Consider the following 21,945-nt stretch of genomic DNA (forward strand, 5'->3'; position numbering starts at 1 on the left):
ATGATAAAATGGAATTAAATGCATTGTCATTGTTCTCTAGTGCGGGGGTTGCAGAAACTTATTTTGAAAAACATGGAGTAAAAGTTAAAGTTGCTGCAGAGATTTTGCCTGAGAGAGTAAAAATATATAAACATCTTTACCCCACTGTAAACATGATTGAGGGCGATATAACCGATAAAAAAATTTTTAAAAAGATTATGGATGCTGCAAAAAAAGAAAAATGTGATTTTTTAATAGCAACACCACCCTGTCAAGGTATGAGTACAGCTGGCAAAAAATTAAAAGATGACCCTAGAAACAGATTGATTATCAATGTTGTAGAAGCAATAAAAGAAATAAAACCGTTATTCGTAATAATTGAAAATGTGCCAGAAATTTTACAAACAAAAATTGAAATTAATGGTGAGTGGTTACTGATAGATTCATATTTGAATAATGAATTGAGTGAATTATATTCGTTTAATTGTAATAAAGTAGTTAATTCTATGTATTACAATGTTGCTCAATCAAGAGAACGTTGTGTTTATTTGTTGTCTCGAAGAGATACTCATATTAGATGGGAATTTCCCAAGCCATCTAATGATATTACTACTATGCGTGATGCGATTGGAGATTTGCCTTCATTAGATCCAGATGTTACTGATATAACAGAAGAAGAGAGAATTAAATTGTTTCCAGATTTTTATCAAAAAAAAGAAAATGGACTTAAAATTTCCAAATGGCATTATCCACCAAAACACAAATATAGACATGTAATAGCAATGATGCATACACCAGAAGGTTGTTCGGCATGGAATAACGAAAAATATTATCCAAAGCTTTCAGATGGAACTAAATCAAAAGGGTATAAAAATACTTATAAAAGACAATGGTGGGATAAACCAGCGTATACAGTTACTAAATATACTAGTCGCATAGGTTCGCAAGAAAATGGTCATCCTGGGCGAGCCTTGGTGGACTCTGATTTAGAAGAAGAAAGAATCTGGTCAGATGCAAGAGTTTTATCAATATTTGAATTAATGAGAGTTTCTTCTTTACCTGATGATTGGAATATACCTGAAACAGCAAGCAGTAACGTAATTAGAGAAATACTAGGTGAAGGTGTACCTCCAAGACTTTTGGAATATGCACTTGTAGAATTGGAGCGTATGATAGATGAAAACAATAAAATTTAAAAATAGAGTTAAAGCACTTTCTTTATTTGCAAATGTAGGTATTGCTGAAACATATTTAGATGAGTTAGGAGTTGATGTTGTTGTTGCTAATGAACTTTTAGAAGTTCGCTGTAATTTTTATAAGCATCTTTATCCAAATGTTAATGTGATTCAAGGAGATATTACTGAAGAAGATATATTTAATAAAGTTATTCAAAAAGCGAAAGAATCACAGATTGAAATGGTAATTGCTACTCCTCCTTGTCAGGGAATGTCATGTGCTGGAAGAAAAGATCCAAAAGATCCACGAAATTTTTTAGTCTATTATGCGGTTGAAGCCATTAAATTATTGAAGCCTAGATTCGTCATTATTGAAAATGTAACAATGCAGCAGCATACGCAAATACTGTACAAAGATAAGTATGTATTTATACCAGAGTATATAGAAAATGAACTTGGTGAATATTACAGTTTTAATAAACAGCGTATAGTTAATGCAATGGATTATGGAGTTCCCCAATCGAGACAAAGATATATATATTTGCTTGTACGAAAAGATGAGAGTGTTACTTGGGAATTTCCTAAAAAAAACAATCATATTATAACACTTAAAGAAGCTATAGGAGATTTACCGTCATTAGATCCGTGCCTACGAGATGTTAATGAGAGATGGAGATTCCCGGATTATGAATTTAAGCGTATTGAAGGGTTGAAAGTATCTAAATGGCATTATCCTCCAGTTCATAGTTGGAAACAAGTTGAATGGATGATTCATACCCCAAGCGGAATGTCTGCTTTTAAAAACAAAATTTTCTATCCAATGACAAAAGGACGAAGAGTAAAAGGCGCACCAAGAACTTATATGAGAATGGACTGGGATAAGCCGGCAACGACCATTATGCAGAATAGTGGTGTAATTTCAGCGTTTTCGACTGTACATCCAGGAAGAATCATCAATGATTGTGATGATGAAAATCAGAGGTTTTATTCTGATGCACGAGCCCTAACCATCTATGAATTACTAATTTTATCATCTTTGCCACTTGATTGGAATATTCCAGAATGGGCAGATGATATACTGATTAGAAAAGTTATTGGTGAAGGGATACCACCATTACTTATTAAAAAAGCAATTGAATCTCTTATTGTTGGAGGTAAATATGATAGGTAAATTGACAATTGATAAATCAAGTATGAATTTAAGCTATTTTCTTTATACAATTATTATTATTTATGAAAAAGGTGGGAAAATATCTCGACATGATTTTGTTAATGAAATGGCTAAATTTGTAGGCGTTTCAGCTTTTCAAAATAATAAAGAAAATAGAACAGCATATAACAAAAGCAAACTACCAAGATATTTTGGTTTTGTGGATATAATTCTTGACGAGAAAGAATTAAACTACTTGGTTCTAACTCATAGAGGTAGAATCTTGGTTGATTATATTTCTGATGCTGGCGATGGTGTTGCTCCTTCAGAAAGATTTTACATCTCTTTAAAACATAAAAAAGATTTTATTGATTTAATTTTTGATAGTGTAATCTTTGATTCTTTTGGAAAAAATAACAGTGGTGCCGAGCAATCTAATACTGATGTTGAACCACCAAAAGTAGTTTTTAAGACTATACAAGAATTAGGAAATGCTACAGCGGAAGAAATTTGTTATGTAATGTTTGGATTAAATCGTGGTGAGTTTGACTCATTTGAAGAGGCCATTAATAAAGTCAAAGATAACCGCTCTAAATACATCTATGATTATGAAGATATCATTGATGAATGGGGTATCACAAATATTGTACATGATTGCAAAATTATTAATATTTTTACTGATAACAATATATCTCTCCTTGTGAGCGAAAGGAATAAAGATAACGGTAAAATTTATTATCAGTTAAGCAGTTCATTAAGTGATGTTCAAAAAGAGCAAATTAAAATTATTAGTGCTGTTTATGAGCCTATAAAACTTTTTGCATATACTCATGGAGATAAGAATTTAATTGAAAATTGGATTGAAGGATCGGTTTTAGGCAGGGTTAGTGACAATTCTCAAATTATAAAATATGACTTCAATTTAGGAATAGAAGGCTTTTGTACAAAAAAAGATAGTTCTGAATTTATGCCTGGAGCTTTCGAGAAGGCTGTATTGGAAGCATATAAAAATGAAAAGAAGAATATATATCTAGTTGTGACCAATATTACAGAATCCCTCTTCTTTAATACGATTTCAAGATATACATCTTTGTTGAAAAGAATTGATGAAGTGAAAAATCTTTTTCATGGGTGGTCTGCTGAACCACTATATGATGAAAAGTTTTACAAATGGCTAACAACAAAAAGTAATAGAGCGAGAAATATTTTACCTAAGGATAAGATATTATTGCCTTCAAATTTACAGATAGTGGGGACAATTATTATGAATGAAGAAAATTCAAATACACAATTCGATTATAAATTTCGTAGATGTTTAGTGGATACAGAAAAGAGTGCAGTAACAGATGATAGCAATATGGATGAATCATTAAGAGTTACAACAGGTGAAAATATCCTTTTATATGGAGTGCCTGGTTCTGGAAAAAGTTGGACTATTCAACATGAATACTGTGATGATGAGGAGTGTATGGAACGTTTAGTGTTCCATCCAGATTATATGTATTCCGATTTTGTTGGACAGATTCTTCCGGTGGTAAAGAGAGATGATGAAGGTAAGGAAAAGGTGAGATATGAGTTTAAACCTGGACCATTCACAAAGATTCTAAAGAAAGCCTATGAAGACCCAGAAAAATCTTATTACCTTGTAATTGAAGAAATTAATAGAGGCAATGCACCTGCGATTTTTGGAGAAATTTTCCAGTTATTAGATAGGATGGATGAAGATAAGGATGGATACAAAAAAGGAACAAGCGAATATGGAATAACCAATGAAAATATTGCTCTAGAAGTTTATGGAGATGTGGATACTAAAGTTCGTATACCATCTAATCTTTCTATCCTTGGGACAATGAATACATCCGATCAGAATGTGTTCACATTGGATACTGCTTTCCAACGTAGATGGATAATGAGAATGATAAAGAATACTTTTTCTAATCATAAATATGCCAATAAAAAAATCCTTGATACTAATGTTTCTTGGAAACAATTCTGTGAGGCAATTAACGACGAAATTTTAAGACGAAACAATGTAACTTCTTCAGAAGATAAACGTTTAGGCGCATACTTTGTTTCTGCAGATGATTTACTTCATATAAAAACACAAGATAACTCTTCAGAAAAACAAAAAATAGAAGCAGAACATAAAAATGCTCGTTTTGCAGAAAAAGTAATAAAGTATTTATGGGATGATGCATTTAAGTTTTCTCATCCTGATACTTTTGATACACGTAAATATAAAAGTTTAGAAAAAATAATTGATGTGTTTAACTCTTCAAGTGAAGATGCTAGATTTGATGTATTTCATGAAAATCTAAGAAAACTAATTCTTGAGGGTGTTGAAGAAAATAATTCCGTTTCTGATGAAGATAATGAGTAGACACGAAAGGAGGAAAACTAATGGACTTAGGTTTGAATTTAAAGGTCAGATGCCATATTAACGAAAATGGAGATGGTGATCGATTTGTTGGAGTAAAAGCCGATACAAACAATGCTATGGTTTTCTTCCCAATGGGTTATCGTTTGCCGGATAATGAAGAAGATATAAGAGAAGATATTTTAAAACTTATAGATGTAATAGCTACATTTAATGATTCAACAGATAAGTTATTAGCGATGGAACAATTTGCTGCTCCACAATCAGTAAACTTTCCGATAAATGCCTATATGAATATAATTCGTTATTTTCTAGAACAAAATGATTATTACAAAGAAAGAGAACAAGTAAGGAAAACTTCTGATCGTGGAAAAATTGATTTTCCGACATCTTTAAGAAAAAATGTAAAGTTTTTTCAAGAAGATGGTTCACCATTTTTTGATAGATATACAGTAAAAGGTTCTAGTCCAAATGATAAGAATTTAATTACTCAAATTCATAAGTATTGTGTGTATGAGGCCTTTAGTACCTTGGGATGGCTATTTAGTCCATTACCTATAAAAGACCCGCACATTACATTAGAGAAAGAACGATTTTTATATGCATTAAAGAAGAAATTAGCAATCACTCATAATGATAAAGATAAACGATTGTTTCAAGCGATGATTCAAATGCTAGAATATTTAGATTCCGAAGATGATAATAAGCAGTATTATTTTGGAACTGATAGATTTGAATATGTGTGGGAAAAACTCATAGATGAAGTTTTCGGAATTAGAGGTAAAGAAGAATTCTTTCCTAGAACGAAATGGAATCTTAAATTTAATGCTAATAAGAATAATCATGCACTTGAACCGGATAGTATTATGATGTGCAACGATAAAATCTATGTTCTTGATGCTAAATATTATCGATATGGAGTCACTGGAAATCCACAGCATCTTCCAGAGTCATCATCAATTAATAAGCAAATTACATACGGAGAATATATAGATAATTGTCGTGAATTAAAGGATAAATATGGAGATTTACCAATTTACAATGCATTTTTAATGCCATTTAATAAAGGTGAAAATCCATTCAATGTTACAAATGATTATTTTCTTAATATAGGAGAAGCAACGGGAGAATGGAAAAATAACTCCAAATTGTATGAACACGTCCAAGGAATAGTAATTGACATTAGATTTCTAATGAACAATTATACAGGATCTCATAAGAGTAAGATAAGAAAACTTGCTCAAGCTATAGATGAGGCATTAGCTAAGAATAATGGGATGTTACCTAACGAAGATTAAACAAAAACCAAGAGAGACTGTGAAAAAAAGTCTGTAAATTAGTAAAGAATATGAGCCTTCTGTGGTAAAATCAAATTATCATAGGAGGCTTTTAAAATGGCTAAGAAAAAAGAAGTTTACAAAGTAAAACCATTAAATGAAAACAAAAGAAATATCATTGCAGCTCTAATTGATGAATACGATATTGAGACAGCTGATGATATTCAAGAAGCTCTTAAAGATCTACTTGGTGGAACCATAAAATCCATGATGGAAGCAGAAATGGATGAACATCTAGGTTACGACAAATATGAGCGTAGTAGCAATGAGAATTATCGTAACGGTACAAAACCGAAGAAAGTTCGCAGCTCATATGGAGAATTTGAACTTGCAGTTCCACAAGACAGAGATGGTACATTTGAACCACAGATTGTTAAAAAGCGTCAAAAGGACATCTCTGAAATTGATCAAAAGATAATATCAATGTACTCTAGAGGATTAACAACAAGACAAATTTCTGAGCAAATAGAAGAAATCTATGGTTTTGAATGTAGCGAAGGATTCATTTCAAACGTTACAGATAAGATTCTTCAGGATATTGAAGATTGGCAAAAGAGACCTTTAGATAGTGTATATCCGGTATTGTTCATAGATGCAGTCCATTTTTCCGTAAGACAAGATAATCTAATTAGAAAACTTGCAGCATATGTAATATTAGGTATTGACTGTAATGGTATGAAAGACGTTATCAGTCTTCAGATAGGTGAAAATGAGAGCAGTAAATACTGGCTAGGAGTCTTAAACGAACTTAAGAACAGAGGAGTTCAGGATGTAATGATAATATGTGCAGATGGACTTATTGGAATAAAAGAAGCTATTTCTACTGCATTTCCAAAAGCCGAGTACCAAAGATGTATTGTTCATATGGTCAGAAATACTCTAAAACATGTATCTTACAAGGATAAGAAAGCTTTTGCTACTGATTTAAAATCAATATATCTATCACCAACCGAGTCATTAGGACATGAAAATCTGTTAGAAGTAAGAGCAAAATGGGATGATAAATATCCAGGAGCAATGAAACGTTGGGAAGAAAACTGGGATGTAATATCTCCAATTTTTAAATTTTCTATGGATGTAAGAAAAATAATATATACAACAAATGCTATAGAAAGTCTAAATAGTACATACAAGAAATTAAATCGTCAAAGAAGTGTATTTCCAAGCGATAAAGCTTTGTTAAAGTCACTATATCTATCAACAATTCAGGCAACTAAGAAATGGTCTCAAGGGCTTAGAGGTTGGGGTAAAGTGTATGGAGAGTTTTCTATTATGTATCCTGATAGAATGCCCGATACCTTTTAGATTTGCTCTAAAATAGCTATCAAAAGACTCCATCAAAAGCGATGGAGTCATTGACGTGCTAACTTTAATATTTTATATTATGGATAGCAAGGAACAATTTAAAAAGTTCCATATCAGTTAATACTAAACCACAGAAGGTTAATTTACAGAAAAAACTTCACAGTCTCAACCAAGATAAGTGGATTTAACCACTTGTCTTGGTTATTTTTTTTGTCTCATTCTATAACTTCTTACATTACTTGCATTTCTACAGTCATCGCAACAGTATTTCTTTCTACTATTTGATGTTTTAACAAGAAAGAAGTTTGTACAAGAAGGATTAGCACACTTTCTATATATTTCTGATTTTGGTTTCATATAAAAAAGTGAAAAATATAATGCCGTTAATAGATTAGGAGCTTTCCATGTTGGCTCAAGAGTGTTTGGATTGTATATTGGCCTCATCTTTGAAACATGCTGATTTATTTCTTTTGATAGAACATATTTGCCGATAAGTAATAATCCTTTTTTCATATTGTCATCAAGAGTGTAATTTGAATCACTTTTATAGAATTCAATTCCAGAGTCGAATGTTACATTTTTAATAACACCATTACTATGCATAAAATGAAATAAAAAATCGATTATTAATCTTTGAATCTTAGACACGTTATGACAGTTTTTGTATGCAATAGTAATCTTTCTGTATTGTGAGTCATTAATTCCTGGATAAGAATACATAAAGGTTTCCCCAGTTGAAATATCCTCATATTCATCTACACGTAAATTATAGTTCTTCTCATATATACTATCTAGAATAACATAGTAATCTTCATCATCTATAGTGATACATTTACTAGAATTTTCTACGATTACGGAATCTATTGTGTCAAAAACAGAATCACGGTATCCAGTATAGTTCTGGTTATCGGATATTTTCATTTTTATTTGTGGAGAGAGTAGCAAGTACAAAGTTAACTGTAAAATAATTTCATAATTAATTGAGGTATTTTGTAATTCATTCATGAGAAGTAATGCAGCTTTAATATGATAGGTTATTTGAATCAGCTGATTAAAATCAATAATATTTGATTCATTAGTTGGTAATCTGAAGAAATAGCCATACTCTTCAAAAAATTTCAATAGTGCTTTTGCATTGTTAGAAGGAAGTGATAAAAATTTACCAAGAATATTGTCATGAGTAATAGAACCACATTTAGTAGTTAAACATAAACCATTATTTCCACTAAAAGAAAAGTAATTTTTCTCACCATCGCTACATGAAATAGTAAGGACATTTTTTGAGTTTGTATTGCTATCACTATTTTTTTGTATTTCAAAAAGGCATTTTTGTCCAATAAAAGAAAAGTAATCATTACTTAAATTAAAAAAATTTTCATTATTTGTCATAATATTCTCCTCTAAAATTTGTTCTCTATTTTAAAGAGAGCTTTTTTTATTGCTTATTTATCAAATGAAAGTAAGTGAAATGTTATTGATAAATATATTTTAACACTTACATTATGGTGATGCAATGCTTATATATATTATAAAACAGAAAAATGTAAGTGATTATGTAAGAAATTTACTTACATTTTGCTAAAGCTTATACTATCCGTAGAGTTAGTTAACTACTCAAAAAATAAAAATAACTCAAGCCTAATTACGTAATACGGCGCGAGGATACAAATATTGAGCCATTCACTAAATCAGTGAAAGGTGAAAATTGATGTACCCTAATTTCGTCATGCGTAAAAAATGGCCATAAGAGTCGGTACATCAAAGTATCGGCTCATTTTTTGTCCTCGTTCGAGTTAACCAAATCAACAGAAAAGCGAGGACAAAATATGAAAATTTACAAGACAAGCTCAAAGAAAAGAGATACTTACACTTACACATTTACTGGAATTGATGGTAGAGAAGAAAAAATCGTTCTTCGTCCTGGAGAAAACGGGGTAACTGAGGCTTACATCAAAACACTTCATGCATTAGATGACAGTGAGGTTTATTACAACAATAAAAACTCAAAACCAGAGCGAACTCCAGAAGAAAAAACTGAAATCAAGGAATGGACTAGAAAGTTTATCGAAGAAGAAACTGCTAGAAGAGGAGAGGCTCCATCAGAATATGAAGTTGCTTATAAGGTAGAAGAAAGATTCCCTAAAAATTACAACCTATCACTTGAATATGATTTTGGTAGTGATGAATTAGATACCGATTTTGATAAGAGCCGTCTTTTATACCAATTAGCGGTTAACCCAAATTATGAGGATAGTGAAGATACAGAAAGAGTGCGTGAACTTATTGAAGAACTTACGGACAAGCAAAAGAAAGTAATTAAAAAGGTATTGTATGAAGAAATGAACTTCACTCAGATTTCAAAGGAAATGAAAATCAGTGTCAAGAATGTTTCAAAGCATTATAACAACGCATTAAATTACATCGAAAAAAACTTTTTTAAATAAAACCTCCTTAAGGGGTAAAATTTGAGCCATTTTCTTTGCCTGTTACTTGTAAGGGGCAACACCTTACAGAAAGCGAGGTAAGGAAAATGGCAATGAAACACAAAATCACAATCAATGTTTCAGACCCCAACGGAAAGAAAGCCAATGTCCTAAAAGCAGCAGATATGCGTTTGCCATCAAGAATTGCACGATTCTTGTTTGGTGACTTTACACAAGTGTATTTGCTTGCTCCAGGACAGACGGTTGAGTCCGTTAATGTCAAAGAACTAAAGGAAGGAGGAAATGCTTAATGAGTAAATCAAGCGAGTTAGCAGTACAGGTTAAACAGTTAAAGCAATGTGGCGAAATGCTTATTGGTATAGCAGATAGTCTTTCACAGCTATTTTCTTCAGATGAAGAAAAACAAACACCAAAGAAGGTTTTTACATTTGAAGAAGTGCGAGGAGTTCTTGCTGCTAAATCAAGAGAAGGTCATACAGCTGAAATTAAAGCAATTCTTACCGAATTTGGTGTAGAAAAACTTTCAGATGTGGATCCATCAAAGTATGAAGAACTATTGCAAAAAGTGGAGGTGATGTAAATGGCAGCACACGCATTATTGTCTGCATCATCTAGTCACCGCTGGATTAACTGTCCGCCATCAGCAAAACTTAATGCAGAGGCAGAAAAAGTAAATTGTGAAACAAATAGTGAATATGCAAAGCAAGGTACTGATGCCCATGCTCTTTGCGAATACAAATTAAAGATTGCAATTGGTATGGAAAGCACTGACCCTACAGAGAACCTTAGTTTCTATGACGAAGAAATGGAACGATGTGCAGAAGAATACAAAAACTTTTGCTTATCTGTAAATCAAGAAACACAGAAAACTTGTAAAGACCCAGTTATTCTTATCGAAGAAAAACTTGATTTTTCAAATTATGTTCCTAACGGATTTGGAACTGGCGACTGTGTAATCATTGGAGATGGAACTCTTCATGTAATTGATTATAAGCATGGTCAAGGTGTAGAAGTATTAGCTGACCATAACCCTCAAATGATGTGTTACGCATTAGGTGCATTGAATTTGTACGATGGAATTTATGATATTGATAATGTTTCAATGACTATCTTTCAACCAAGAAGAGAAAACATCAGTACATTCGTTATGGAAAAAGATGGACTCTATACTTGGGCAGAAACAGTTCTTGCACCAAGAGCAAAATTAGCCTTTGATGGCGAAGGTGAATTTATGGCAGGAGATCATTGTAGATTTTGCAAGGTCAAAGCAACTTGTAGAAAACGCATGGAACAAAACATGGGACTTGCAAAGTATGATTTTGAAATGCCTGTAACATTAGAAGATGCTGAGATTTCAATTGTTCTTTCAAAAGTAGATGAACTTGTATCATGGGCAACTGATGTTAAAGAGTATGCACTTCAGCAAGCAATGAGTGGTGTTCATTATGACGGATTTAAAGTAGTTGAAGGTCGCAGTGTTCGCAAGTATACCGATGAAGAAAAAGTAGCAGAAACTGTTATTAGTAATGGACAAAATCCATATGAAAAGAAATTGTTAGGAATAACAGCTATGACTGCACTTCTTGGTAAGAAGCAATTTAATGAATTATTAGGTGATTTGGTTTACAAGCCAGAAGGCAAACCAACACTTGTTCCAGAAAGTGATAAACGTCCGGAAATCAAAACAGCAAAAGAAGATTTTAATGACTAATAGGAGGAAAAGAATATGTCAAAATTTAATAACCCAATGAAAGTAATTACAGGGCCTAACACAAGATGGAGCTATGCAAATGTCTGGGAGCCAAAAAGTATCAATGGTGGTGCTCCAAAGTATAGTGTCAGTCTTATCATTCCAAAATCAGATAAGACAACAGTGGATAAAATCAATGCTGCAATTAAGGCAGCTTATGAAGAAGGTCAATCAAAACTTAAAGGCAATGGTAGAAGTGTTCCTGCACTTTCTGCAATCAAGACACCACTTCGTGACGGAGACCTTGAAAGGCCAGACGATGAAGCATATGCAAATAGTTATTTCATCAATGCCAACTCTCCATCAGCACCTGGAATTGTAGATGCCGATAGAAATATAATCATTGACCGCAGTGAAGTATATAGTGGCGTTTATGGACGTGCATCAATCAGTCTTTATGCATTCAATTCAAATGGAAATAAAGGAATTGCTTGTGGCCTTAACAATCTTCAGAAGATTAAAGACGGAGAGCCACTTGGTGGTAAATCACGTGCTGAGGATGACTTTGCGACAGACGTAGATGATGATTTCTTATCTTAAGAAAGGGTTTAGGTGAAAAATATGGAATTTTTAGAGACAATCATTTTATTTGTATGTATATTAGCATGGACGAGTTTAAGTATTGTTTTGTTAATTGATAACGTTCAAGGTTTTATCTTTGATAGAAGACGAGAAAAAAGAGAACTTGAGTATCATGAAGAACGTATGAAAAGTTTGAAATAATGTAGGTTTGGCGGTAGGAGAAATCTTACCGTCTTACTTTTTAGGAAGGTGGCAAGAAATGAAAAGACTAAATTTGGATTTGGAAACATACTCAGATGTTGATTTGCAGAAATGCGGTGTCTATAAGTATGTGGAGTCAGATAACTTTGAAATTTTATTATTTGCATATTCGGTTGATGGAAGTGAAGTAACTGTGGTTGATTTGGCTCAAGGAGAAGAAATCCCTCTAGAAATTATTAAAGCATTAACTGATGAAGATATTACAAAATGGGCTTTTAATGCTAATTTTGAAAGAATCTGTTTATCCGAATATTTACGAAGATTTTATGAAAATGAATTTACATCATACAGTATTTTAGAAGATACAGTTGGTGATTATCTTGACCCTATATCATGGAAATGTTCTATGGTTTGGTCAGCGTATATGGGACTTCCTTTATCACTTGCAGGAGCAGGTGCAGTATTAGGATTATCAGAACAAAAGATGACAGAAGGGAAGGAGCTCATCCGATATTTTTGTGTTCCATGTAAAGCTACGAAAGTGAATGGTGGAAGAACCAGAAATCTACCAATTCACGATAAAGCAAAGTGGGAGTTATTTAAGAAATATAACAAAAGAGATGTTGAGGTAGAAATGGCTATACAAGAAAAACTTTCTAAGTTCCCAGTACCGGATTTCATTTGGGAAGAATATCATCTTGATCAGGAAATCAATGATAGAGGAATTGCTCTTGATTTAGATATGGTAAAGAATGCTATTGCTTTTGATGAAAAGTCTAAAGCAGTACTGTCACATAAAATGCAAGAGTTAACAGGTCTTGAAAATCCTAACTCAGTTATGCAAATGAAAGAGTGGCTTTCAAATAACGGATTAGAGATGGATAGTCTTGGCAAAAAGGAAGTGGTAGCAGTATTAAAAACAGTGAAAGAACCACTTAAAACTGTACTTGAGTTAAGACAGAAGCTTTCAAAATCCTCAGTTAAGAAATATAGGGCAATGGAAAATGCTGTATGCAGAGATGGAAGAGCAAGAGGAATGTTCATGTTTTATGGAGCCAATCGAAGTGGGAGATGGGCAGGCAGACTTATTCAATTACAGAATCTTCCTCAAAATCACATGTCAGATTTAGCAGAGGCACGAGGGCTTGTAAAGGATGGAAATTATGATGCTATGAATATGCTTTACGATGATATACCGGATACTTTATCGCAGCTTATTCGCACCGCCTTCGTACCAAGAAAAGATATGAAATTTATAGTATCTGATTTTTCTGCAATTGAAGCTAGAGTGTTATCTCATCTAGCAGGAGAAAAATGGAGAGCTGAGGTTTTTGCAAATGGTGGTGACATCTACTGCGCATCGGCAAGTCAGATGTTTGGCGTTACGGTAGAAAAGCATGGTCAAAATGCTCATTTAAGACAAAAAGGGAAAATCGCAGAATTAGCACTTGGCTATGGAGGTTCTGTTGGAGCTTTAAAAGCTATGGGAGCCCTTGATATGGGACTTAACGAAGAAGAATTGCAACCTCTTGTGAATATGTGGAGAGAGGCAAATCCTAATATCATTAAATTTTGGTGGGATGTTGATCGTGCGGTAAAAAAAGCAGTTATTGAAAGAACACCATCTAAAATTGGAGATATCAGTTTTTTCTATAAAAGTGGAATACTTTTTATTGAACTTCCAAGTGGCAGAAGACTTTCCTATGTAAAACCCAAGATGGGAGTAAATCAGTTTGGGAGTGAATCTGTCACTTATGAAGGTGTAGGTGGAACTAAGAAATGGGAAAGAATCGAAAGTTATGGACCGAAGTTTGTAGAGAATATCGTACAAGCAATTAGCAGAGATATATTAATGTATGCCATCAGAACTTTATCTCATTGTTTTATCGTAGGTCATGTTCATGATGAATTGATTATTGAATGCAGTAAAGATGTTTCGCTTGATGATATTTGTAAGCAAATGGGAAGAACCCCACCTTGGATTTCCGGTATTTTACTTCGTGCAGATGGATATGAAACAGAATTTTATAAAAAAGATTAAATAAATGACTGGCAGGGGTAAAATCCTGCCATTTTTCTTTGCCTGTTATTTAGAGGAATAGTCCTCGAAAAAATAACAGGAGGTAATTCTAATGAACGAATTGCGAAAATTTACAAATGCGGAGTTTGGTTCTATCCGCGCACTAACAATAAATGGAGAGCCATATTTTGTAGGAAAGGACGTAGCAGAGATTCTTGGTTACAGCAATACCAAAGATGCAATTGCGACTCATGTAGATGAGGAAGACAGAACTGTAATCCAAAGGTCGGAAAACGCGACCTTAGAAATTCCAAATAGAGGATTGACGGTTATAAACGAAAGTGGTCTTTACAGTTTAATTCTTTCAAGCAAGATGCCAAGTGCAAAAAAGTTTAAGAGATGGGTAACATCGGAAGTATTGCCTAGTATTCGTAAATACGGAACTTATGCAGTAGACGAATTACTTAATAATCCCGATATGCTTATTGCTGCTCTTACTCAGCTAAAAGAAGAAAGAGAAAATGCAAGGCTGCTTCAAGAAACAATTGCTATTCAGAATCAGCAAATTGTAGAAATGAAACCTAAGGCTAGTTACTACGATGTAGTTTTGAACTGTAAGGATTTAGTTGCTATTTCTGTAATTGCTAAAGACTATGGTTGGACTGCCAATTATATGAATCAATATCTTCACGAAAAAGGGATTCAGTTTAAACAAGGTAAGAAAATTTGGCTTTTGTACAAAGAGTATGCAGAAATGGGACTTACATCAACGAAAACACATACTTATGGAGGTTCAGACGGAAGCACTCATTCCAAACCACATACCTATTGGACACAAAAAGGACGTTTGTTTATCTACGACTTGCTTAAAAAAGATGGCATCTTACCGATGATAGAAAAAGAGGTGCAGGAGAATGACTAATAAGGAATATAGACCGCTTGTTTACATCTGTAGTAAGTATCGTGGGGATATAAAAACAAATGTAGAAAATGCTCGTAAGTACTGTCGATTTGCAATTGAAAATATGACAATTCCTATTGCTCCCCACCTTTTATACCCACAGTTTATGAATGACGATGATCCCAATGAGAGATACTTAGCCGTTCATACGATTAACTATGTGCTATTGGGAAAATGTAGAGTGCTTTGGGTGTTTGGCAAAGAATTCTCTGATGGAATGCAAAGAGAAATTGATATTGCCAAAAGAAGAAAAATGAAAATCAGATATTTTTCTGAAGAAAAGGAGGAGCAAGCATAATGAAATTTACTATTTATACAGCAAATTGTGTCGGTAATCCAGCGAATTCTCTTTATCCTAATAAATCTGAAATCAGTAATAAGGACGATATGCTTGCTGCAATTGCTAGAGATCATGTATGTGCTGAGTTTAAGAATTGCCATCGAAGTGTTGATGATTTCATTTCCTCTGATATAGAGGTTATGGATTGTGATAACGACCATAGTGATAATTCTAAAGATTGGATTTATCCAGAAATGTATGAAGATTTATTTCCTAATGTCAGTTATATCGTAGTTCCAAGTAGAAACGATGGTAAGGACAAAGGAAGCAAATCAGCAAGACCAAGACATCATATCTATTTTCCGCATGAGCCAATTACTGTAGCCGAAGAATGTGCAGGTATCAAAGAGAGATTACAGGAATCGATGACTTTCTTTGATGATAATGCACTTGATGCCGCAAGGTTTATTTTTGGCCATACATCAACAGATATCATTTGGCATGAAGGAACTAGGTCGATTGTGGATTTTTTAGATGAGTTGGATTTTGAAGAGTTTGATAATGTTACTCAAAGTATCGGCGAGGGTTCTCGTAACAGCACTATGAGCCATATTGCTGGACGCTTGATTAAAAGGTATGGGAATACGGATAAAGCACATGAAATCTATCTTGAAAAAGCTAAACTATGTAATCCACCTTTAGAAGACAATGAACTCTCTTTGATTTGGAGCAGTGCAATTAAATTTGGTAAAAAGGTGCAAGCACAAGAAGGATATATTGCTCCAGAAGATTTTGAAAAAGGATACAGCTTAAAACCAGATGATTATTCAGATATTGGACAAGCTAAGGTACTCGCTCGTGAATATAAAGGCGAACTTGCTTATACAGACTCGACTGATTATTTAAGATATGATGGTACGCATTGGTCTGAATCAAAGCAACTTGCTGTTGGTGCTTGCGAGGAGTTTTTGGATAAACAATTAAACGAGTCATTGGCAGCGGTAGAAAAAGCTAAGAAATCACTTCTTGATGCTGGTATAGATAAGGAAATCATTATGGCAGGAGGAAAAACTCTTGAAAAAGCAATTGATGAAAATAGTGAAAAAGCATTCAAGGAATTTATGATGGCATCGAAATATAATGCGTTCGTTATGAAAAGAAGAGATATGAAATACGTAACTTCTGCATTGCAAGCCGCTAAGCCCATGCTATTTAAGGAAATTACAGATTTTGATGTTCAGGAGTTTCTGCTAAATACTCCTGATGGTACTTATGATTTAAGAAATGGAAGTAGTAAAGAACATCAAGCGGAAGATTTTATCACGAAAGTGACAGCAATTTCTCCAAATGATTTAGGTATGAATTTATGGCTTGATGCTTTAGAAAATTTCTTCTGTAAAGATAAGGAACTTATTGATTATGTACAACAAATCGTAGGTCTTTCTGCTATTGGAAAGGTTTATGTTGAGGCACTTGTAATTGCTTATGGTGAAGGCAGCAATGGTAAAAGTACGTTTTGGAATACCATCGCACGAGTTCTTGGAACATACAGCGGTGCTATTTCTGCTGATGCATTGACTGTTGGTTGTAAACGAAACGTCAGACCGGAAATGGCAGAGCTTAAAGGTAAACGATTAGTTGTGGCAGCAGAACTTGAAGAAGGAATGCGTCTTAATACATCTATTGTTAAACAGCTGTGTTCTACAGATGAAGTTTCTGCTGAAAAGAAATATAAGGATCCATTTAAATATGTGCCAACTCACACGCTAGTTTTATATACAAATCATCTTCCAAAGGTAGGTGCAAATGATGATGGTACTTGGCGTAGACTTATTGTCATTCCTTTTAATGCAAAAATTACTGGTAGTGGAGATAAGAAAAATTATGCTGATTATCTTTATGAAAACGCAGGAGGTGCAGTTCTTTCGTGGATTATTGATGGAGCACAAAAGGCTATCAAAAATAATTTCACAATTAAAAATCCTAAGGTTGTTGAGGATGCCATCAATAAATATCGTGAAAACAATGACTGGCTTTCTAGTTTTATTGAGGAGTGCTGCGAAGTAGATGATTCTTATCAGCAAAAATCGGGAGAGTTCTATCAAGAGTATCGTTCTTATTGTGCAAGAACCGGAGAGTATACAAGAAGTACCACTGATTTTTATACAGGAATTGAAAATGCAGGATTTAAAAGAAAGAAAACGAAAGGATGCAATTTTGTGCTTGGAATTCGTTTGAAATCGGACTTTTTAGATTAAGAGGTGGAGGTCGTGGAGGTCTATTATATAAAACCCCTTTAGGGCAGAATTTTTAGTAAAAAATCACTCTATATAAAGTTTTAGAAACGACTTCATCGACCTCCACCATTATAGATTTTGGAGGTATTTATGCGAGAAAAAGAAATAGAACAAAAACTTGTTGATACTGTAAAAAAGCATGGTGGTATTTGTCCTAAATTCGTATCTCCTGGTTTTTCAGGAATGCCGGATAGAATTGTTCTTCTACCAAAAGGCAAGTTTGCTTTTGTGGAACTGAAAGCACCAAATAAAAAACCGAGACCTTTGCAAGTAGCAAGGCATAAATTATTGATGGGGCTTGGCTTTCGAGTTTATGTTATTGATGGGATAGAGCAAATTGGAGGTATTATTGATGAAATACGAGCCACATAGTTATCAGAAATATGCAACCAACTTTATCGAAAAAAATTCAATAGCAGCATTACTACTTGATATGGGACTTGGAAAAACAAGCATCACGCTGACTGCACTTAACAATCTGCTGTTTGATTACTTTGATGTTCATCGCATCTTAGTAGTCGCACCTCTTCGAGTAGCAAGGACAACATGGTCGGATGAAATTGAAAAGTGGGATCATCTTTCTAATCTTACCTTTGCGATTGCAGTTGGAACAGAAAAAGAAAGAATTGCAGCATTGGGACAAAAAGCGGATATCACAATGATCAACCGTGAAAATCTGCAGTGGCTGATAGAAAAGAGTGGACAATCCTTTGAGTATGACATGGTGGTAATCGATGAACTGAGTTCCTTTAAGAATCATCAAGCTAAAAGATTTAAAGCGTTGATGAAAGTCAGACCAAAAGTAAAAAGAATCGTGGGACTTACTGGAACGCCAACCAGCAATGGTCTTATAGATCTGTTTGCAGAATTTAAGATTCTGGATATGGGTGCAAGGCTTGGAAGATTCATCGGTCAGTACCGAAATACTTATTTCAAACCGGATAAGGTGAATGGTCCTATCGTATATAGCTATAAGCCGCTTCCTGGAGCAGAGGATGCCATCTATGAAAGAATATCGGATATCACGATTTCCATGAAGGCAGCAGACCATTTAAAAATGCCGGAACTGGTTAACACAAAGTATATGGTGCATCTGTCCGACAAGGAAAAGAAGAAGTATGAAGATATGAAAGCAGAGCTTGTTCTTGCACTTCCGGAAGGAGAAATCACAGCGGCAAATGCAGCATCCCTTTCCGGGAAACTGTCACAGATGGCAAACGGAGCAGTTTATGCAGATGATGAGAGCATACTTTCTATTCATGACAGAAAGCTGGATGCTTTGGAGGATATTATCGAAGCGGCAAATGGAAAGCCAATTCTTATAGCATATTGGTTTAAGCATGACCTTATGCGAATCGAAGAAAGGCTTACAGAAAAGAAGATTTCGTTTGAGAGGCTTGATACAGATGCCAGTATGAAAAAATGGAACAAGGGAGAACTTCCTGTAGCGCTGATTCATCCGGCATCAGCAGGACATGGACTGAATCTTCAAAGCGGTGGTTCCACACTTGTATGGTTTGGGATTACTTGGAGTCTGGAACTTTATCAGCAGACAGTTGCAAGACTTTACAGACAGGGACAGAGCAGCAAAACAGTAACCGTGATGCATATTCTGACTCAAGGTACGGTCGATGAGAAAATCATAAAAGCACTGGCAGATAAAGACAGAACACAATCGGCACTGATCGATGCAGTAAAAGCAGAATTGTAAATCAAAGACAATCAGAGTCAATCCGAGGGATATTTAAATCTTCGGAGGTTAGGCTTATGACAGCAAGAGAATTTTTAAACAGACCATTTATTCTGAATAACAAAATCAATGATAAGAAGATAAAGCTTGGATTTTATAGAGAATTGTCATGCAGTCCATCGTCACCGGGATTCGAGGAGCATTTTTCAAGCAATCGAAATACAAAAGCACCCTTTGTTCGCTATTTAGAAAAGATAGATGATTTAGAGCGAGAGATTGCAGAAGATTATAGAATGCTGGAGGAGATGAAAACTGAAGTTGATAATGCGATTGATGTTGTGGAAGATCCTATGGAACAGATGATTTTAAGATATAGGTATTTGGAGTTTCTATCAATGCCAGAAATATCAGTTCGTATGCATTACTCACTGCGTTGGACAAAGAAACTGCATAGACGTGCATTGGATAGTTTTGAAAGAGGACACCCCTAGATCACCCCCAGGCCACTCCCCGTTCATATTGAAATGATGTAAAATGGTATTGTAGAAAAGTATATAAAGAGCAGAGCCTTTGTTGGAATGATCCTTCAAGGGCTTTTCTTATGCCCAAAAGGAGGTGCGAGATTGCCAAAGAAACCAAAGAAACCATGCAGTTATCCAGGATGTCCAAATCTAACAGATGGAAGATACTGTAAGGAACATGAAAGACAAATGAATCATTCCTACGAGAAGTATGGCAGAGACAAAGCTGTACGCCGTAGATATGGCAGAGCATGGAAACGGATCCGTGATAGCTATGTCAAGGAACATCCATTTTGTGAACTGTGTTTTAAAAATGGAATTCTAGTTCCAGTTGATGAGGTTCATCATAAGTTACCACTTGCTGAAGGTGGAACACATGATAGAAGTAATCTCATTTCTCTTTGTAAATCATGTCATGCAAAAATTCATGGAGAGCGTGGAGATTATCAAAATGGCAAAAAACATCGAGTTTATAAGTATGATGAGAAACCCTAGGGGTGGTCAAAATCTCTACAAATGAGATCACCGTGGAACGGCGTGGGGTCTTCTGTGTAAAAAAAGCGTATTCAAAAGGGTAATTAAAGGAGGATGACGAGACGTGCCTACAAAATCAAATAATATAGGCGGCCGTGGTGGTGCAAGACCGGGTGCAGGTCGCAAGAAATCGGCTGTAAAAGATAAAGCGAACAGTGGAAATCCCGGAGGTAGAAAATTAGAAATTTTAGATATACCAGATATTGAAGGCGTGGAGATGCCAAAGCCACATGATTTCTTGTCTGCAAAACAAAGAGACGGAGAAGAACTTCAAGCATCAGATATTTATGAAGAAACGTGGCAGTGGCTTAAAAAGATAGGATGTGCATCAAAAGTATCTCCTCAGTTATTAGAGAGATATGCGATGTGTTCTGCTAGGTGGATCCAATGCGAAGAAATGACTAATAAACTTGGTTTTCTTTCCAAGCATCCAACAACAGGCAAACCTATACCATCTCCATTTATTAACATTGGCATTAATTATATGAACCAAGCTGTAAGGTTATGGAATGAAATATTTCAGATTGTAAAAGAAAACTGCAGCACCGATTATGATGATGCTGCACCACAAAATGATTTGATGGAACGCTTATTAAGAGCAAGGGAAGGAAGATAAATATGATTGAAAAAGTAAATCCAAAACATCCAGATAAAATCGCAGATAGAATTGCAGGAGCAATTGTCGATTTAGCTTATGCAAAAGAAGATAATCCAAAGATTGCAGTTGAAGTGTTAATCGGACATGGTATGTGCCATGCGATTATTGAAACATCAGCTGTTCTTGATGAAAAAGATATTGAAGATGTAATCACTCGTATTGCTGGGAATGTTACTCCCGATATAGTGATTGTTCCTCAAGATACACATCTTGCTAAGAATCAAGAAGAGAAAATCAAGTGTGGAGATAACGGAATCTTCAAAGGTGTACCTTTAACAACTGAACAAAAAATGCTATCCGTTATTGCAAATGAAATCTACGATGCATATCCATATGATGGAAAGTACATTCTTAATGGCGATAGACTTATTATTTGTCAAAGTAATGCAAAAACTACAGATTTAAAATCTACATATCCAAATGCTCAAATCAATCCTCTTGGTGATTGGACTGGTGGAACTGATGTTGATACAGGTGCAACTAACAGAAAACTTGGTTCTGATATGGGAGATTCACTTACTGGAGGAGGACTTCATGGTAAGGATTTATCAAAAGCAGATGTATCTGTAAATATATATGCATTCTTAAAAGCACAAGAAACAGGAAAAACTGTGAATCTTGTTTGTGCAATTGGTGATGATACGATTGATGGAAAACCGTATAGTGAAATCGTTGAAATCGCAAGAGAGTATATTCACTCTGTTGGAGGGTTTGAGAAATTTGCAGAATGGGGTCTTTTTTAGG

The 21,945-nt window shown here is 34.5% G+C and carries 22 protein-coding genes; 21 read left to right on the forward strand and 1 reads right to left on the reverse strand.

Annotation, left to right across the window (positions count from 1 at the left end):
• The first annotated feature begins 8 nt into the window (after window positions 1–8).
• From EDD60_RS01550 to EDD60_RS01570, 5 genes are all read left to right on the forward strand, one after another.
• Window positions 9–1,175, forward strand: coding sequence for a DNA cytosine methyltransferase (locus EDD60_RS01550; protein ID WP_132226133.1), 1,167 nt, complete (start codon window positions 9–11; stop codon window positions 1,173–1,175).
• Entirely contained in the window at window positions 1,156–2,325 is a 1,170-nt protein-coding gene (locus tag EDD60_RS01555; protein ID WP_132226134.1) for a DNA cytosine methyltransferase, read from the forward strand. The genes EDD60_RS01550 and EDD60_RS01555 overlap by 20 nt, the downstream gene beginning before the upstream one ends.
• Entirely contained in the window at window positions 2,315–4,684 is a 2,370-nt protein-coding gene (locus EDD60_RS16160) for an McrB family protein (RefSeq protein ID WP_207905270.1), read from the forward strand. The genes EDD60_RS01555 and EDD60_RS16160 overlap by 11 nt, the downstream gene beginning before the upstream one ends.
• A 20-nt stretch (window positions 4,685–4,704) precedes the next feature.
• Complete coding sequence (locus tag EDD60_RS01565) at window positions 4,705–5,979, forward strand: LlaJI family restriction endonuclease (RefSeq protein ID WP_132226135.1); 1,275 nt, start codon at window positions 4,705–4,707, stop codon at window positions 5,977–5,979.
• Window positions 5,980–6,075: 96 nt separating this feature from the next.
• On the forward strand, window positions 6,076–7,323 hold the full coding sequence (locus EDD60_RS01570) for an IS256 family transposase (RefSeq protein ID WP_132226136.1): 1,248 nt from the start codon (window positions 6,076–6,078) through the stop codon (window positions 7,321–7,323).
• A 201-nt stretch (window positions 7,324–7,524) separates the two neighbouring features.
• Here the strand turns inward: EDD60_RS01570 and EDD60_RS01575 are convergent, their stop codons facing one another.
• Complete coding sequence (locus EDD60_RS01575; protein WP_132226137.1) at window positions 7,525–8,712, reverse strand: CGNR zinc finger domain-containing protein; 1,188 nt, start codon at window positions 8,710–8,712, stop codon at window positions 7,525–7,527.
• A gap of 437 nt (window positions 8,713–9,149) precedes the next feature.
• Between EDD60_RS01575 and EDD60_RS01580 the strand changes: the two genes are divergently transcribed.
• From EDD60_RS01580 to EDD60_RS01650, 16 genes are all read left to right on the forward strand, one after another.
• Window positions 9,150–9,767, forward strand: a complete 618-nt coding sequence (locus EDD60_RS01580) for a sigma factor-like helix-turn-helix DNA-binding protein (RefSeq protein WP_132226138.1) — start codon at window positions 9,150–9,152, stop codon at window positions 9,765–9,767.
• Window positions 9,768–9,853: 86 nt separating this feature from the next.
• A complete protein-coding gene (locus EDD60_RS01585) occupies window positions 9,854–10,057 on the forward strand; it encodes a hypothetical protein (protein ID WP_132226139.1) in 204 nt (67 codons plus the stop codon).
• Window positions 10,057–10,347, forward strand: coding sequence for a hypothetical protein (locus EDD60_RS01590; RefSeq protein WP_132226140.1), 291 nt, complete (start codon window positions 10,057–10,059; stop codon window positions 10,345–10,347). The genes EDD60_RS01585 and EDD60_RS01590 overlap by 1 nt, the downstream gene beginning before the upstream one ends.
• Window positions 10,348–11,478, forward strand: coding sequence for a DUF2800 domain-containing protein (locus tag EDD60_RS01595; protein ID WP_132226141.1), 1,131 nt, complete (start codon window positions 10,348–10,350; stop codon window positions 11,476–11,478). It begins immediately after the preceding gene.
• 15 nt (window positions 11,479–11,493) lie between these two features.
• Window positions 11,494–12,057, forward strand: a complete 564-nt coding sequence (locus EDD60_RS01600; protein WP_132226142.1) for a DUF2815 family protein — start codon at window positions 11,494–11,496, stop codon at window positions 12,055–12,057.
• A gap of 21 nt (window positions 12,058–12,078) precedes the next feature.
• Window positions 12,079–12,240: a hypothetical protein gene (locus EDD60_RS16025; RefSeq protein ID WP_165973115.1), complete on the forward strand. Its 162-nt coding sequence runs from the start codon at window positions 12,079–12,081 to the stop codon at window positions 12,238–12,240.
• A gap of 58 nt (window positions 12,241–12,298) precedes the next feature.
• Window positions 12,299–14,281 carry a DNA polymerase gene (locus EDD60_RS01605; RefSeq protein ID WP_132226143.1) on the forward strand — a complete coding sequence of 661 codons (1,983 nt, stop codon included), beginning with the start codon at window positions 12,299–12,301 and terminating at the stop codon, window positions 14,279–14,281.
• Between the two features lie 91 nt (window positions 14,282–14,372).
• Complete coding sequence (locus EDD60_RS01610) at window positions 14,373–15,182, forward strand: phage antirepressor (RefSeq protein WP_132226144.1); 810 nt, start codon at window positions 14,373–14,375, stop codon at window positions 15,180–15,182.
• Window positions 15,175–15,519 (forward strand): DUF7768 domain-containing protein, encoded by a 345-nt coding sequence (locus EDD60_RS01615; protein WP_132226145.1) that lies wholly within the window; start codon window positions 15,175–15,177, stop codon window positions 15,517–15,519. The genes EDD60_RS01610 and EDD60_RS01615 overlap by 8 nt, the downstream gene beginning before the upstream one ends.
• Window positions 15,519–17,759, forward strand: coding sequence for a phage/plasmid primase, P4 family (locus EDD60_RS01620; RefSeq protein ID WP_132226146.1), 2,241 nt, complete (start codon window positions 15,519–15,521; stop codon window positions 17,757–17,759). The genes EDD60_RS01615 and EDD60_RS01620 overlap by 1 nt, the downstream gene beginning before the upstream one ends.
• A gap of 129 nt (window positions 17,760–17,888) precedes the next feature.
• Window positions 17,889–18,170, forward strand: coding sequence for a VRR-NUC domain-containing protein (locus EDD60_RS01625; protein WP_132226147.1), 282 nt, complete (start codon window positions 17,889–17,891; stop codon window positions 18,168–18,170).
• Window positions 18,151–19,509, forward strand: coding sequence for a DEAD/DEAH box helicase (locus tag EDD60_RS01630; RefSeq protein ID WP_132226148.1), 1,359 nt, complete (start codon window positions 18,151–18,153; stop codon window positions 19,507–19,509). Before EDD60_RS01625 ends, EDD60_RS01630 begins: the two co-directional genes overlap by 20 nt.
• A 56-nt stretch (window positions 19,510–19,565) precedes the next feature.
• Window positions 19,566–19,979 (forward strand): RNA polymerase sigma factor, encoded by a 414-nt coding sequence (locus EDD60_RS01635; RefSeq protein ID WP_207905271.1) that lies wholly within the window; start codon window positions 19,566–19,568, stop codon window positions 19,977–19,979.
• A 132-nt stretch (window positions 19,980–20,111) separates the two neighbouring features.
• Window positions 20,112–20,504, forward strand: coding sequence for an HNH endonuclease (locus EDD60_RS01640; RefSeq protein ID WP_132226149.1), 393 nt, complete (start codon window positions 20,112–20,114; stop codon window positions 20,502–20,504).
• 103 nt (window positions 20,505–20,607) lie between these two features.
• Entirely contained in the window at window positions 20,608–21,159 is a 552-nt protein-coding gene (locus tag EDD60_RS01645) for a P27 family phage terminase small subunit (RefSeq protein WP_132226150.1), read from the forward strand.
• A gap of 2 nt (window positions 21,160–21,161) precedes the next feature.
• The gene (locus EDD60_RS01650; protein WP_132226151.1) at window positions 21,162–21,944 is read left to right on the forward strand and encodes an S-adenosylmethionine synthetase N-terminal domain-containing protein; all 783 of its coding nucleotides are present in this window, start codon (window positions 21,162–21,164) and stop codon (window positions 21,942–21,944) included.
• Window position 21,945 lies beyond the last annotated feature (1 nt).

Origin of the sequence: Longibaculum muris (genome assembly GCF_004343035.1) — a bacterium.
In the GTDB taxonomy this organism is placed as follows: domain Bacteria; phylum Bacillota_I; class Bacilli_A; order Erysipelotrichales; family Coprobacillaceae; genus Longibaculum; species Longibaculum muris.